The sequence below is a fragment of the Loktanella atrilutea genome, assembly GCF_900128995.1.
Lineage (GTDB): Bacteria > Pseudomonadota > Alphaproteobacteria > Rhodobacterales > Rhodobacteraceae > Loktanella > Loktanella atrilutea.
Window position 1 is genome coordinate 1 of record NZ_FQUE01000011.1, and the last position, 13,890, is coordinate 13,890.

The window sequence follows — 13,890 nt, forward strand, 5'->3', positions numbered from 1 at the left end:
ATCACATTGAGGCCGATGCCGCCAAGACCGAAGACGATGGCGCGGCTGCCGTATTCCACCTTGGCGGTGTTGATCACGGCCCCGATGCCGGTGGTCACGCCGCAGCCGATGTAGCAGACCTTGTCGAAGGGTGCGTCGTCGCGGATCTTGGCCAGCGCGATCTCCGGCAAAACCGTATGGTTGGCGAAGGTCGAGCAGCCCATGTAGTGCAGGATCGGCGTGCCATCGAGCATGCTGAACCGCGAGGTCCCGTCGGGCATCACGCCCGCGCCTTGCGTCGTGCGGATCTTCTGGCAGAGGTTGGTCTTGGGATTGAGGCAGTACTCGCACTCGCGGCACTCGGGCGTGTAGAGCGGGATCACGTGATCGCCGGGCTTCAGCGAGGTCACGCCCTCGCCCACCTCCAGCACGACACCCGCGCCCTCATGACCCAGGATCGCCGGAAAGGCGCCCTCGGGATCGTCGCCGGACAGGGTGAAGGCGTCCGTGTGGCACAGGCCGGTCGCCTTGATCTCCACCAGCACCTCGCCCGCCTTCGGGCCGTCGAGGTTCACCTCCATGATCTCGAGGGGTTGTCCGGCCTTCAGGGCCACGGCTGCACGGGTTCGCATGGGTTCATCCTTCTTTGGCGGCACCAGTCCCGTCGGGGCCGGACCGCGCATGTCGTTCTACTGGGGATCACGCCCGCGCCGCACCGGCGCGGGCGGTCGAAGTCAGGCGGGGAGTACGCCCTTCTTCTTGGCCGTGAAGGTCGCGATCGCGTCCATCAGGGCCGGTGACAGGGCATCGTAGGGCGGCAGACCCAGTTCATTCAGCCGCGCGCGCACGTCACCCATCCTGTCGGGGCTCACGCCTCCCTCGATCGCCGAGGAGACGAAGGCCGCGAACTGCGGTGCGGACCAGCCAGTCTCGTCCGACAGTTCGGTGTGCACGAAGTCGAGGCCGTGGAACGGATGGTCCTTCTCGATCCGGCCATACATGTGTGTGCCGCATTCCTTGCAGGCATGACGCAGGATCGTGGCATCCTCGTTCACGACCTTCAGCTTTTCGGGATGGGCCGTCACTTCGACCGCGTTGCGGTCGACCACGGCCACCTGGCTGAAGTCCGCCCCCTCGGGCTTCCAGCACTGGGTACAGCCGCAGATGTGGTTGTGCGCGGTCTGCGCGCTGATCTTCACCTCGACCTTGTCGGTCGCACAGTTGCAGGTCAGGGTGCCGCCGGAAAAGTTTGGTTTCTCGTCATGCTTTACACCGTTATCCACCGCCGGATGGATCTTCACGTCTTCATGGGCCATGTCTGGTTTCCCCCCTCATCATGTCCCGCGACTATCGGCGCTTCACCGCCATGTGACAATTCAACCTAAAAGGTGAGGCCGTCCTGGACGCCGCTGCCCCGGCCATTGTCATCGGCCCTGCCGGACCCCACACTGGACCAAGCCCCCAGTTCAAGGACCGTCATGCCCTTTACCTTTTCCGCCCTGCCCGACGCCCCGAAGGCCGCGCGCCGCCCCGCGACGATCACCGTGCACGGCACCGACCTGCACGACGATTACGGGTGGCTGCGCGCCGATAACTGGCAAGAGGCAATGCGTGCGCCGGACCGCCTGCCTGCCGACATTGCCGCCTATCTGACGGCTGAAAATGCCTATTACGACAGGGCCATGGCGGATACGACCGACCTGCAGGCGCGGCTGGTGGCCGAGATGCGCGGACGGATCAAGGAAGACGACAGCAGCGTGCCGCGTCCGAACGGGCCCTACGCCTACGGCGTGCGTTACGATGACGGCGCGGAATATCCGGTGTTCGTCCGCACGCCGCGTGAGGGCGGCACAGCGGAGGTGATGCTGGACGTCAACGCGGTCGCCGCCGCAGAGAATTACTTTCAGCTTGGAACGACAGAGGTCAGCCCGGATCACCGCACGCTGGCCTGGGCCGCCGACGTGAACGGATCGGAGTTCCATCGCCTGACCTTCCGCGACCTGACCACGGGCGCCGATCTGGACTACCATATTTCGGACGTCGGGTCCGTCGCCTGGGCCGACGGGAGGACGCTGCTTTACGTCCGCGTCGACGCGCGGCATCACCCGAACCAAGTCTATCGCCATACCCTCGGCACCGATCCCGCGACGGATGTGCTTGTCTATACGGAAGCCGATACGCGCTATCACGTCGGTGTCCATCGCCTGCGGTCCGGGGCCTTCGTCGCGATCTCGACAGGCATGAACGACGAAAACGAGATCAGCGTCATCCCGACGGCCGACCCGACCGCGGCACCGCAGGTGATCGAGCCGCGCACTACCGGTCTGGAATACGACATCGAACACCAGGGCGACGCGTTCCTGATCCTGACGAATGCCGATGGCGCGCAGGATTTCAAGGTGATGACGGCACCGGTTGCCACGCCCGCGCGCGATCACTGGACCGACCTAATCCCGCACGAGGAGGGTCGCATGATCGTGGGCATTGCCGCCTACAGGGACTGGACAATCTGGACCGAACGGCGCAACGCCCTCCCCCGGATCTGCTATGTGCGTGCCGATGAACCGATCAGCGCGGCGCGCAGCATCGCGTTCGACGAGGAGGCCTACAGCCTCGGCAGCGATCCCAGTCCGGAATACGATACAGACAGCTTCCGATTCACCTATTCCTCACCCACGACGCCGGGTCAGGTCTATGATTACGACCTGTCGACCGGCATGCGGAGGTTGCGCAAGACGACAGAGATCCCCTCGGGCCACGATCCGGCGGACTACGTCACGGTCCGCACTGCGGCGCCGTCCCACGACGGAGCGCTCGTGCCGGTGACGATCCTTTATCACAAGAACACCCGTCTGGACGGCAAGGCCCCCTGCCTGCTTTACGGTTACGGGTCCTATGGCGCCAGCATGCCGGCGTCCTTTTCCGCCAACCGCCTGTCGTTGGTAAACCGCGGCTTCATCTACGCCATCGCCCATGTCCGGGGCGGCGAGGAACTGGGCCGCAATTGGTACGAGGCCGCCAAGTTCGGCGGCAAGCCCAACACGTTTCACGATTTCATCGCCGTGGCGCGGCAGTTGATCGCCGACCGCTACACCGACCGGGGCCGCATCGTCATTCAGGGCGGGTCGGCGGGGGGCCTGCTGGTGGGGGCCGCGCTGAACATGGCGCCGGAGTTGTGGGCCGGGGCGATCGCGGACGTGCCATTTGTCGACGTCCTGACCACGATCCTCGACGACACGCTGCCGCTGACCCCGGGCGAGTGGTCGCAGTGGGGCAATCCGATCGAAAGCCGGCAAGCCTTCGACGACATCAGGGGTTATTCACCCTACGACAACGTGACGATGCAGGCCTATCCGCCCATCCTCGTGACCGCCGGCGTGTCGGATCCGCGCGTCACCTACTGGGAACCCGCCAAATGGGTGGCCCGGTTGCGCGCGTTGAAGACCGACGAGAACATCCTGATGTTGCGTACGAACATGACGTCGGGCCATTTCGGACGGTCAGGCCGTTTCGCTGCGCTGGAGGATGCCGCACGATCCTATGCCTTTGCCCTGAAGGCGGTCGGCGCCGACCTCTCCTCGACGTGATCTGCGACATAAGTATGATAGACGCTGGCCCGACGGGTCCTGATAGTCTGTGGACACGCAACCCATTGGGAGGACCATCATGGCCTGGACGAAACCGATCATCCGCGAAATCGAGTGCGGCATGGAAATCAACATGTACGGCCCGGACAGCGAAGAAGACGCCGGCGGCGTGCTGTTCTAGGAATTGCCTGTGCGCGGGGGGCCGCTGAATGACCTTTCGCGCACATATCCTCGGGGCCGCTGCCGGTGGCGGGCTGCCCCAGTGGAACTGCGGGTGTGACAACTGCAACCTCGCCCGGCGGGGCGAAATCCCGCCCCAGTCCCAGTCCTCGGTCGCCTTCACGGCGACGGGCCGCGATTGGGCGATTCTGAACGCTTCCCCCGACATCCGCGACCAGCTGGCACGCACGCCCGCTTTGCACCCCACTGACCTGCGGACGCTGTCGCTGCGGTCAGTGCTTGTGACAAACGGCGACATCGACCACGTTGCCGGTCTGCTGACGCTGCGCGAACAGCAGCCGTTCACCCTGTTTGCGACGGCGGACATTCATCGCACGCTGGCCGAAAACCCGATCTTTGCCGCGCTCAATCCCGCCGTGGTGACGCGGCGGACCATCGCATTGGGTAATACGGTCGAGATCGCGGAGGGACTGACCGCGACGCTTTTCGCGGTGCCGGGCAAGGTGCCTCTCTATCTGGAGGGCGCAACGGTGCAGACCGACCTGATGGGCGAACAGACTGTCGGCGTGCATCTGCGGGCGGATGGCAAGGATGCGTTCTACATCCCCGGCTGCGCCGCCTTTCCCGCCGACCTGCGTGACCGGCTGAATGGGGCCGCTGTGGTGTTTTTCGATGGCACCCTGTGGGAGGATGACGAGATGGTAACTGCGGGCCTGAGCCAGAAGACTGGCAGGCGCATGGGGCACATGTCCATGTCGGGGCCTGACGGGTCGATGGCCGCCTTCGACGGGCTGGATGCGGGGCGCCGCATCTATGTCCACATGAACAACACGAACCCGGTCCTGCGCCCCACTTCCGACCAGCGCCGCATCGCGCAAGAGGCCGGGTGGACGATCGCGCAGGACGGGATGGAGATCGAGATATGACCCAGTCGAGAGAGGCTTTCGAGGCGCGCTTGCGCCAGATCGGGGTGGAGCGTTACCACGACAAGCATCCGTTTCATCACCTGCTGCATTCGGGTGGCTGCACTCCCGATCAGGTGCGCGCCTGGGTCATCAACCGTTTCTACTATCAGGCCAGCATCCCGATGAAGGACGCGGCCTTTATGTCGCGCGTCACCGACCCCGCCCTGCGCCGCGCCTGGCGGTCCCGGATCGAAGATCACGACGGCACTGACCAGAACGAGGGCGGCATCATGCGCTGGCTGCGGCTGGCGGATGCCGTCGGCCTCGACCGCGACTATGTCGCCAGCACCGACGGCGTGATGGCGGCGACGAAGTTCGCCGTCGACGCCTACGTCCGCTTCGTGCGCGACAAGACCCTGCTGGAGGCGGTGGCCGCCTCGCTCACCGAACTCTTCGCGCCAAAAATTCACGCCGCCCGGATCGAGGGGCTGTTGCAGCACTATGACTTCGCCGACGACAGCAGTCTTTCCTATTTCCGCAACCGTCTGTCGGAGGCGCCGAAGGACGTGGCCTTTGGTCTCGATTGGGTTTTGACCCATGCGGACACGCAGGAAAAGCAGGACGCCGCAGCGGCTGCGCTGACCTTCAAGACCGACGTGCTCTGGGCACAGCTCGACGCGCTGCACGCCGCCTACGTCACGCCTGGCGCGATCCCACCCGGCGCGTGGCAGCCCGGCACGCATCTTGTCCCGGCCCGCGCCAAGGCCTCCTGATGGAGGATTTCATCCCTGTCATTCCGCGCGGCGTGCGCCTGCATTTCGACAGGGTGCGCGACCTGTGGGTACTGCTCGCGCCGGAACGGACGATCAACCTCGACCCCGTCGGCCTTGCCATCCTGAACGAAGTCGACGGCGAACGGTCAGTCTCGCAGATCGCGGGCGACCTTGCTGCACGGTACGACGCCCCGGTCGACCAGATCACGACCGACATGCGCGAATTTCTGGCAGGTCTGATGGACCGCCGCATCATGGAGACCCGGCCATGAATACACACGCCAAACCCACCGCCGCGACGACTGTGCGCCCGAAACCACCCATCGCGATGCTGGCCGAGCTGACTCATCGCTGCCCCCTGTCCTGCCCCTACTGTTCGAATCCGCTGGAGCTGACGAAGCGCGACGCCGAACTGCCGACCGAGGTCTGGGTCGACGTTTTCCGGCAGGCGGCTGACCTTGGCGTGCTGCAACTGCATCTTTCGGGCGGCGAGCCTGCGTCCCGTCGCGATCTGGTCGACCTCGTGCGCGCCGCGCGGGATGTGGGGCTATACACCAATCTCATCACCTCTGCGATCGGCCTGACCGAGCGACGACTGAAGGAACTGGACGAGGCCGGCCTGGACCACGTGCAATTGTCCCTGCAGGGCACCGACGCCGAGATGGCCGACCGTATCGGCGGCTACCGCGGCGGATTTGCGCGAAAGATGCAGGCGGCGCAGTGGATCGTCGACGCGGGCTTTCCACTGACGCTGAATGCCGTTGTCCATCGTCAGAACCTGCACCAGCTGCCCCGCGCCATCGAGATGGCGGTCGAGATGAAGGCCCGGCGGATCGAGGTCGCCATCGTGCAGTTCCACGGCTGGGCGATGGAAAACCGCGCCGCCATGATGCCGACCCGCGAACAGGCGGCCGAGGCCGGTCGGATCGTGGCGGAGGCGCGCGTGCGGCTGAAGGGACAGCTCGTGCTCGACTACGTTCCCGCCGACTACCACAACGACTATCCCAAGCGCTGCATGGGTGGCTGGGGCACGACCGGCCTGAACGTGACACCGGAGGGCAAGGTCCTGCCCTGCCACGCGGCCGAGACGATCCCGCATCTGACCTTCGACAACGTCCGCGACAGGCCCCTGTCCGAGATCTGGTATCAGGGTGCCGCCTTTCAGGCCTACCGCGGCGAGGACTGGATGCAGGAACCCTGCCGATCCTGCGAGCGCCGCAAGATCGACTTTGGCGGCTGCCGGTGTCAGGCCATGGCGATCGCCGGCGATCCGGCGGCAACCGATCCGGTCTGCATCAAGTCGCCGCTGCACGGCCGCATGGTGGCGATGGCAGATGATTTCGCGGGCGACGACGCAGCTGTCCTGACCTACCGCACCGGTCCCTGAGGTATCAGAGAGGCGTCGCCGCACGCTGCAGGACGGCAGCGAAGAAGCCGTCGGTTCCGTCGCGGGCCGGCGTCAGTGACAGGTATTCCGCAGCGGATAGCCCTTCCAGACCGGGGGCCACCTTGGCGATCGGTACGACGTGAAATGCCGGGTACGCGGCGAGAAAGGCCGCCATCTGTGCCTCGTTTTCCTCAATCAGCAAAGAGCAGGTGGCATAGACCAGACGCCCGCCCGGCTTCACCAGCCGCGCCGCGCTGGCAAGGATCCGCGCCTGCAGCGCCACCAGATGTTCGAGCCCTTCTTCGCGCGCGGCGCGCCAGCGGGCATCGGGATTGCGGCGCCACGTGCCGGTGCCGCTGCAGGGCGCATCGACCAGCACGCGGTCAAAAGTGCCCTTCCGGCGCTTGACCCAGCGATCCGTCTCGCTGGTCAGCATCTGGGTCTGGACGTTGTGAAGACCGGCCTTGCGGACCCGTTCGGCACAACGCTTCAACCGGCCCGCGCTGACGTCGCAAGCCGCCACGTGACCCTTGTTGGCCATCCGCGTCGCCAGCGCCAGCGTCTTGCCACCTGCCCCGGCACAGAAATCGGCCACGCGATCCCCCGGCTGCGCATCAACCAGCAGGGCGACCAGCTGCGACCCTTCGTCCTGAATTTCCATCTCGCCGGTCTTCAGCGGGCTCAGGCGAGTCAATGACAGACGTTCCCTGATCCGGATGCCGTCGGGCGCCAGACGCGTCGCCTCCGCCGGCACACCCAGAGACGCGAGGGTGCGCAGCATCTCCTTGCGCGACGTGCGAAGGGTGTTGACCCGCAGATCAAGCGGGGGAGGTGTCAAAACGGCTTCCATTTCGGCTGCGAATTCTGTGCCGAAACGGCGTCGCAACGGTCCAGCGGCCCAGTCCGGCACCTCGAGCCGCACCTCTTCCGGCATGGCCGGGTCAGCGATGCTCTTGCCCTGCAGCCGTTTCAGCAGGGCACGTTCCCCCGCCGTCAGACCAGCGGGCGCATCCTTTGCTCCGGTGAAGTGCCGCGCGGCATGGTCGGGGCCGCGGTTGTCGCCGATCGCCAGCCATACGAGCAGCCGGGCGCGCGGCGTATCATCATGGCCCAGCGCGCCGAGCCACCATCCCAGCCGCGCGCGATGCCGCAGGACAGCGTCCAGCAGGTCCAGTACAGCGCCGCGATAACCCTCGGTCATGCCGCGCCGTGCGCGCAGAAAGGTCGACACGACGGCATCGGCTGGGCGCGGATCGCGGTCGACGTCCGTCATGAGGTCGAGGGCAGCTTGAAGGCGGGCGGCGGGGGTCATGGTCAAATGAAGTCGGTTAGGAAGGTTGTCTGTGGGTGCTGTTCCGGCAGCCCGTCGGCCATCAGCCGCGGCGCCTCTCTACTGCCCGCGCCGATACATTGAAACCGCCATTTTGTACGCAGACGCGATCTGCGTGTGAGCAACGGGGTGGCAGGTCAAGGGTCGTTCCATCGTAAGATTGACGAGGAAAGCTTAGCCCGTGTCGGTGGGCATGCCCGTTGCCCAAACGGGTAAGTCGGCGCCCTACCCGTCGGCGGATGCTTTTTATACCAACGGTTCTGTCGCGCGGCGGGTGTTGCGGGTGAGATGGACGGATACCCCCGATGCAAGGTCGCAGATCATGCTCCAGACCGGACCGCACCCATCGCCATCACTGCCAGCCGCCGCCGACCGCGCGCTGACCGACGCGACGTCGCAGGTCCGCGCGATCCTGAGGCGCAGTCTGATCGAGGTGACGCGGGACCAGTTGCCGGATGCCGCGACGCTGCTGGACGGCCACCGGCCGATCAACCGGGTGGCGCGCGGCGAACGATTCCTTGCGCTGCAACTACTTGGCACATGGCACCAGCTTCTTGCGATCGCGCGAGAGTTCGAGGCGGTTCAGAAGCGCCGGGCAACAGAGAGGGCGGGGGATGCGGCGGACATCGGCGGATCCTTTGCAGAGGTTCTGGGCAGCATGACCCGGTCCGGCGCATCTGCGTCGGAGATCGAAGCGGCCATCCGGCGGCTGCGGGTCGGTCCCACGATGACCGCGCATCCGACAGAGACGAAGCGCGTGACGGTGCTGGCGAACCACCGGCGGATCTACCGCCGCCTGACGGACCTCCTCGCCCGGCAATGGGCCCCGCGCGAGGAGGAGGCCCATGTGCAGGCGCTGACATCGGAGATCGAACTGCTCTGGCTGACCGGGGAACTTCGGCTGGAAAAACCGACCGTCGCGCAGGAGGTAGCATGGGGACTCTATTTCTTTGGCGAAGTGCTGTACGACGCCGTCCCGACCCTGCACGACACGCTGAACCATGCCTTGCGCCGGGTGTCCTGCGATCCGGCGCCGGGACCGTTCCTGCGTTTTTCCAGTTGGATCGGTGGTGATCGGGACGGCAATCCGCATGTGACCGCCGAAGTCACCCGCGCCGCGCTGGGTGAATACCGGCTCGCCGCCCTTCGGTCCTACCAACCGGTGCTGGAGCAGATGTGCCATGACCTGTCGCTGAGCCTGTCCGTGGCTGAGGTGGGCCAGGGGGTTCTGGGAGTGATTGCGCAACAGTTGGATCTTTGCGGGCGGGCGGCAGAAACCACGCGCTGGCACAACGCGGCGGAGCCGTTCCGGCAAGGGGCCACGGCGCTGCTGATCCGGCTGAACGCCTCGCTGGATGCGGATGCGGGCCGACCGACGGAGGCTGTGCCCTTTCGCAGCGCCCGCGAATTCCTGAGTGTCGTCGCCGCGCTCGATGCCGGCCTGATGGCGGTCGGCGCGCAGAATACCTCTGCCCGACGCACCCGCCCGCTGATGCGCCGAATCGAGACCTTCGGGTTCCACACCGCGTCGCTTGATATCCGACAGAACGCCACGGTGACCAATCGGACCGTCGCGGCGGTGCTGCGTGCCCGCGGTCAGGATGTGCCGGCCATCGGATCGCCTGACTGGTCACGCGCCATCACCCATGCGCTGCATCATGATACGGCGCTGGATCGGGCGACACTGACCGAACTGCCAGAGGAAGCGGCGGAGACGCTCGACCTGTTCCGGCTGATGGCAGAGACCCGTGCCCGCGAGCGGGATGCGATCGGGGCCTTCATCCTGTCGATGACCACCTCTGCCGACGATATCCTCGGCGTGTACCTGCTGGCACGCTGGACCGCGACAGCAGAAGATGCGGCACAGGATGCCCCGTTGCAGATAAGGGTCGTGCCGCTGCTGGAGACCATCGAGGACCTGCGGGCGGCGACGAATATCCTTGACACCCTGTTTGCCAACCGCACCGTGCGCCGGGCGATCCGCGACCACGGCGACACGCAAGAGATCATGCTGGGCTATTCGGACAGCAACAAGGACGGTGGCTTCCTGACCTCGAACTGGGAGCTGTCGAAGGCGCAGACGGCCGTGCAACGCGTTGCCGCCCGCCACCGCATCGCCGTGTCATTCTTTCACGGTCGCGGCGGGTCGGTCAGCCGGGGTGGCGCCCCCGCAGGCCGCGCCATTGCGGCCCAGCCCGAGCGCACGGTGAACGGCCGCCTGCGCGTCACCGAGCAGGGCGAAATCGTATCGGCCAAGTTCGCGAACCGCGGGACGGCGCTGGGCAACCTCGAATTCCTGACCGCAGCGGTGCTGCGGCACACACTGGAAAGGTCCGACGACCGCCAATCTTCGGAAACGCCGGAGTTCAACGAGGCCATGGCCGCTCTGGCGGGTCTCGCACAGGTCAAATACCTCGACCTGACGGGCACGGCTGGGTTCATCGACTATTTCAATGCCGCCAGCCCGGTGGAGGAACTGGCGCTTCTCAAGATCGGATCGCGTCCCGCAAAGCGATTCGGCACCGGCATCCGCTACCTTGCCGATCTGCGGGCAATTCCCTGGGTCTTTGCCTGGAGCCAGAATCGCCACATGCTGACGGGCTGGTATGGTATCGGATCGGCGCTGTCGTCCTTTACGCGGGTGCGCGGCGAGAACGGGCTGGACCTGTTGCGCCGGATGTTCGAACGGTCACGCCTGTTCCGGCTGGTCATCGACGAAGCGGAGAAGGTGCTGTTTCAAGCCGATATGGCCATCGCCCGGGCCTATGCCGGACTGGTGCAGGACGCCGCCGTTCGCGATGCGGTCTTTTCCAAGGTCGAGCAGGAATACGATCTGACACGCAACATGATCCTGAGCGTGACCGGGGGCCACGATCTGTCACGACGATTTCCCAACTACCGCGCGCAGGCCGACGCGGTTCGCCCCCAGATGATCGGCGTCCACCGATTACAGATCGACTTGCTGGACCGTGTGCGCCGGGCGGGAGGGGCAGACGCCGCCGATCCGGTGGACGTCGACAGCCTGCTCATGTCCATCCACGTCATTTCCAGCGGGCTCGGCTGGACCGGCTGAATCATATCACAGGGAGAGAGATCAATGAATATCGCCACACAGACCGTAGATACGCGCCACGCCTTCTTTCACAGCCCGCTGACGGAGATTGACCCAGAAGTGCAGGGCACGATCACACGCGAGCTGGACCGTCAGCGCGACGAGATCGAGCTGATCGCGTCGGAAAACATCGTCAGCCGCGCCGTCATGGAAGCGCAGGGCTCGGTCATGACGAACAAGTATGCCGAAGGCTATCCGGGCCGCCGCTACTACGGCGGCTGCCGGTTTGTCGATCAGGCCGAAGACCTGGCCCGGGACCGGGTGAAGGCGTTGTTCGGTTGCACTTATGCCAACGTGCAGCCCAATTCCGGCTCGCAGGCCAATCAGGCGGTCTTCATGACACTGATGCAGCCGGGGGATACCTTTCTTGGCCTCAATCTTGCCGCCGGCGGGCACCTGACGCATGGCGCGAGCGTGAATCAATCAGGCAAATGGTTCAACGCCGTGCATTATTCCGTGCGGCAAGAGGATAATCTCCTCGACATGGATCAAGTTGCGCATTTGGCCGAGGCGCATAGGCCGAAAGTCATCGTGGCAGGCGGGTCCGCCTATTCGCGTCATATCGACTTTGCCGCCTTCCGGGAAATCGCCGACCGGGTCGGCGCAAAGCTGTTCGTGGACATGGCGCATTTTGCGGGACTGGTGGCTGGAGGCATGCATCCTTCGCCCCTGCCCTATGCAGATGTCGTGACCTCGACCACGCACAAGACCCTGCGCGGCCCGCGTGGCGGGATCATCCTGTCGAACGACGAGGAGTTGGGTAAAAAGCTGAACTCCGCCGTCTTTCCCGGGCTGCAAGGCGGTCCGCTCATGCACGTGATTGCCGCCAAGGCCGTGGCCTTCGGCGAGGCCCTGCAGCCTGCCTACAAGGACTATATCCGGCAAGTCGTGACCAACGCCCGTGCCTTGGCGGACACGCTGCAACAGGGCGGCGTCGACATCGTGTCTGGGGGCACCGACACCCACCTGATGCTGGCCGACCTGCGTCCGAAGGGACTGTCGGGCAAAATGGTGGAGGAGGCGTTGGGCCGCGCACACATCACCTGCAACAAGAACGGCATTCCCTTCGACCCGGCGCCACCGATGAAGCCGTCCGGCATTCGCCTTGGCACACCCGCCGTCACCACCCGCGGCTTGGCCGAGGGGGAGGTCCGCGCCATCGGGCGGATGATCCTGAAAGTGATCGACGGCCTTGCCGCCGGTGGCGACGACAGTGCCGGGATGGAGGCGGAGGTGCGCGAAGAGGCAACCGCGCTGATGCGGCGCTTTCCGATCTACTGACGCTGCTCCGGTGCCGGGTCCCCGCGTCAGGCGATGACGTCGCCCATCATCATCTGCGGCGTCCCGGAATAGAAATTCGGGATATCATCCAGCGCGGGGCCCGCTGCGGCGAGCGCCGCCTCTCGTGCGGCGGCATCGCGAAAGATGAAGGTCGCGACGGCGTGGGCCGGACCGGGCTGGCCGTCCTCGCCGTCGGCGACCCGGACATAGATGATCCGCTCTGCATGGGGCGCCATGTGCTCTGCCACGATCGGAATGTGGGTTGCGGTGTAATAGGCGTGATCGAAGGTGGCGCCGCCGGTCGTCGGATACAGCACCTGCAGTGAAACGGACATCGCTCTTCTCCCTGTTGCTGGCGGGCCGCACGGCTGCCCCCGCCCTTTCAGTTAGGACGCGGACCACGCGGCGCCACAGCGAAGCGCCCGGGACGGCGGGCGACCGCCGTCTTCAGGCCGTCAGACCGCCGGGCTCGTCGAGGCCGCTGGCCCGGCAGCAAGCGGTCAGGGTATTTGCGAGCAGGCAGGCGATGGTCATCGGGCCAACACCACCCGGCACCGGCGTGATCGCACCCGCCACAGCAGCGCAGCTGTCGAAATCCACGTCGCCGACGAGCCTTGATTTGCCCTCGCCCTTGTCCGGGGCCGGGATGCGGTTGATGCCCACGTCGATCACGGTGGCGCCCGGCTTGATCCAGTCGCCTGGCACCATTTCAGGCCGGCCCACGGCGGCGACCACGATATCGGCGCGGCGTACAACGTCGGCCAAACTCTTTGTGCGGGAATGGGCAATGGTGACGGTGCAGCTGTCGTTCAGCAACAGTTGCGCCATCGGCTTGCCGACGATGTTGGACCGGCCGATGATCACCGCCTCCATCCCCGACAGCGACCCGTGATGATCCCGCAGCATCATCAGACAGCCGAGCGGCGTGCAGGGCACCATGCTTTTCTGTCCCGTGCCGAGCAGGCCGACGTTGGAGACGTGAAATCCGTCGACGTCCTTCGCCGGGTTGATCGCGTTGATGATCAGGTCGGAATCGAGGTGACCCGGCAACGGCAGTTGCACGAGGATGCCGTGCACCGCCGGGTCGTCGTTCAAACGGTTCACGACCGCAAGCAGGTCGGCCTCCGACACGTCGTCATCCAGCTTGTGCTCGAAGGAGTTCATGCCGACCTCCACCGTCTGCTTGCCCTTGGCGCGGACATAGACTTGGCTGGCCGGATCCTCGCCCACCAGCACGACTGCAAGCCCCGGGGTAATATCGTGGTCGCGCTTGAGGTTGGCGACGTGGGTTGCGACCTTGTCGCGGACGGTGGCGGCAAAGGCCTTGCCGTCGAGGAGGGTTGCGGTCATCGGATT

The 13,890-nt window shown here is 65.5% G+C and carries 13 protein-coding genes; 8 read left to right on the forward strand and 5 right to left on the reverse strand.

All coding sequences use genetic code 11. The annotated features are described in order from the left end of the window. Together BUA54_RS17035 and gfa are read right to left on the reverse strand one after the other, a co-directional pair. The coding region (locus BUA54_RS17035) for an alcohol dehydrogenase catalytic domain-containing protein (RefSeq protein WP_178352748.1) at positions 1-611 on the reverse strand (611 nt) is incomplete at its 3' end. A 102-nt stretch (positions 612-713) separates the two neighbouring features. Beyond that, positions 714-1,295 (reverse strand): S-(hydroxymethyl)glutathione synthase, encoded by a 582-nt coding sequence (gene gfa / locus BUA54_RS17040; RefSeq protein WP_072858475.1) that lies wholly within the window; start codon positions 1,293-1,295, stop codon positions 714-716. A gap of 162 nt (positions 1,296-1,457) precedes the next feature. Between gfa and BUA54_RS17045 the strand changes: the two genes are divergently transcribed. The 6 genes from BUA54_RS17045 (at position 1,458) to pqqE (ending at position 6,811) form a co-directional block, all read left to right on the forward strand. Further along, entirely contained in the window at positions 1,458-3,566 is a 2,109-nt protein-coding gene (locus BUA54_RS17045) for a S9 family peptidase (RefSeq protein WP_072858476.1), read from the forward strand. Positions 3,567-3,645: 79 nt separating this feature from the next. Then, positions 3,646-3,747 carry a pyrroloquinoline quinone precursor peptide PqqA gene (gene pqqA / locus BUA54_RS17050; protein WP_072858477.1) on the forward strand — a complete coding sequence of 34 codons (102 nt, stop codon included), beginning with the start codon at positions 3,646-3,648 and terminating at the stop codon, positions 3,745-3,747. Between the two features lie 28 nt (positions 3,748-3,775). Further along, the gene (gene pqqB / locus BUA54_RS17055) at positions 3,776-4,672 is read left to right on the forward strand and encodes a pyrroloquinoline quinone biosynthesis protein PqqB (protein WP_072858478.1); all 897 of its coding nucleotides are present in this window, start codon (positions 3,776-3,778) and stop codon (positions 4,670-4,672) included. After that, the gene (gene pqqC, locus BUA54_RS17060; RefSeq protein ID WP_072858479.1) at positions 4,669-5,424 is read left to right on the forward strand and encodes a pyrroloquinoline-quinone synthase PqqC; all 756 of its coding nucleotides are present in this window, start codon (positions 4,669-4,671) and stop codon (positions 5,422-5,424) included. The genes pqqB and pqqC overlap by 4 nt, the downstream gene beginning before the upstream one ends. Next, positions 5,424-5,696: a pyrroloquinoline quinone biosynthesis peptide chaperone PqqD gene (gene pqqD, locus BUA54_RS17065; protein WP_072858480.1), complete on the forward strand. Its 273-nt coding sequence runs from the start codon at positions 5,424-5,426 to the stop codon at positions 5,694-5,696. Before pqqC ends, pqqD begins: the two co-directional genes overlap by 1 nt. Beyond that, positions 5,693-6,811 (forward strand): pyrroloquinoline quinone biosynthesis protein PqqE, encoded by a 1,119-nt coding sequence (gene pqqE, locus BUA54_RS17070; RefSeq protein WP_178352776.1) that lies wholly within the window; start codon positions 5,693-5,695, stop codon positions 6,809-6,811. Before pqqD ends, pqqE begins: the two co-directional genes overlap by 4 nt. A gap of 4 nt (positions 6,812-6,815) precedes the next feature. Here pqqE and BUA54_RS17075 read toward each other — a convergent pair whose 3' ends face one another. After that, complete coding sequence (locus BUA54_RS17075) at positions 6,816-8,123, reverse strand: RsmB/NOP family class I SAM-dependent RNA methyltransferase (protein ID WP_072858481.1); 1,308 nt, start codon at positions 8,121-8,123, stop codon at positions 6,816-6,818. Between the two features lie 340 nt (positions 8,124-8,463). Here BUA54_RS17075 and BUA54_RS17080 point away from each other — a divergent pair, with 340 nt between their 5' ends. Together BUA54_RS17080 and glyA are read left to right on the forward strand one after the other, a co-directional pair. Then, positions 8,464-11,214, forward strand: a complete 2,751-nt coding sequence (locus tag BUA54_RS17080; RefSeq protein WP_072858482.1) for a phosphoenolpyruvate carboxylase — start codon at positions 8,464-8,466, stop codon at positions 11,212-11,214. Between the two features lie 24 nt (positions 11,215-11,238). After that, a complete protein-coding gene (glyA, locus tag BUA54_RS17085; protein ID WP_072858483.1) occupies positions 11,239-12,534 on the forward strand; it encodes a serine hydroxymethyltransferase in 1,296 nt (431 codons plus the stop codon). Positions 12,535-12,560: 26 nt separating this feature from the next. Here glyA and BUA54_RS17090 read toward each other — a convergent pair whose 3' ends face one another. Both BUA54_RS17090 and folD read right to left on the reverse strand, forming a co-directional pair. After that, positions 12,561-12,869: an EthD family reductase gene (locus tag BUA54_RS17090; RefSeq protein WP_072858484.1), complete on the reverse strand. Its 309-nt coding sequence runs from the start codon at positions 12,867-12,869 to the stop codon at positions 12,561-12,563. A 112-nt stretch (positions 12,870-12,981) separates the two neighbouring features. After that, the gene (folD, locus tag BUA54_RS17095; RefSeq protein ID WP_072858485.1) at positions 12,982-13,884 is read right to left on the reverse strand and encodes a bifunctional methylenetetrahydrofolate dehydrogenase/methenyltetrahydrofolate cyclohydrolase FolD; all 903 of its coding nucleotides are present in this window, start codon (positions 13,882-13,884) and stop codon (positions 12,982-12,984) included. Between the last annotated feature and the right edge of the window lie 6 nt (positions 13,885-13,890).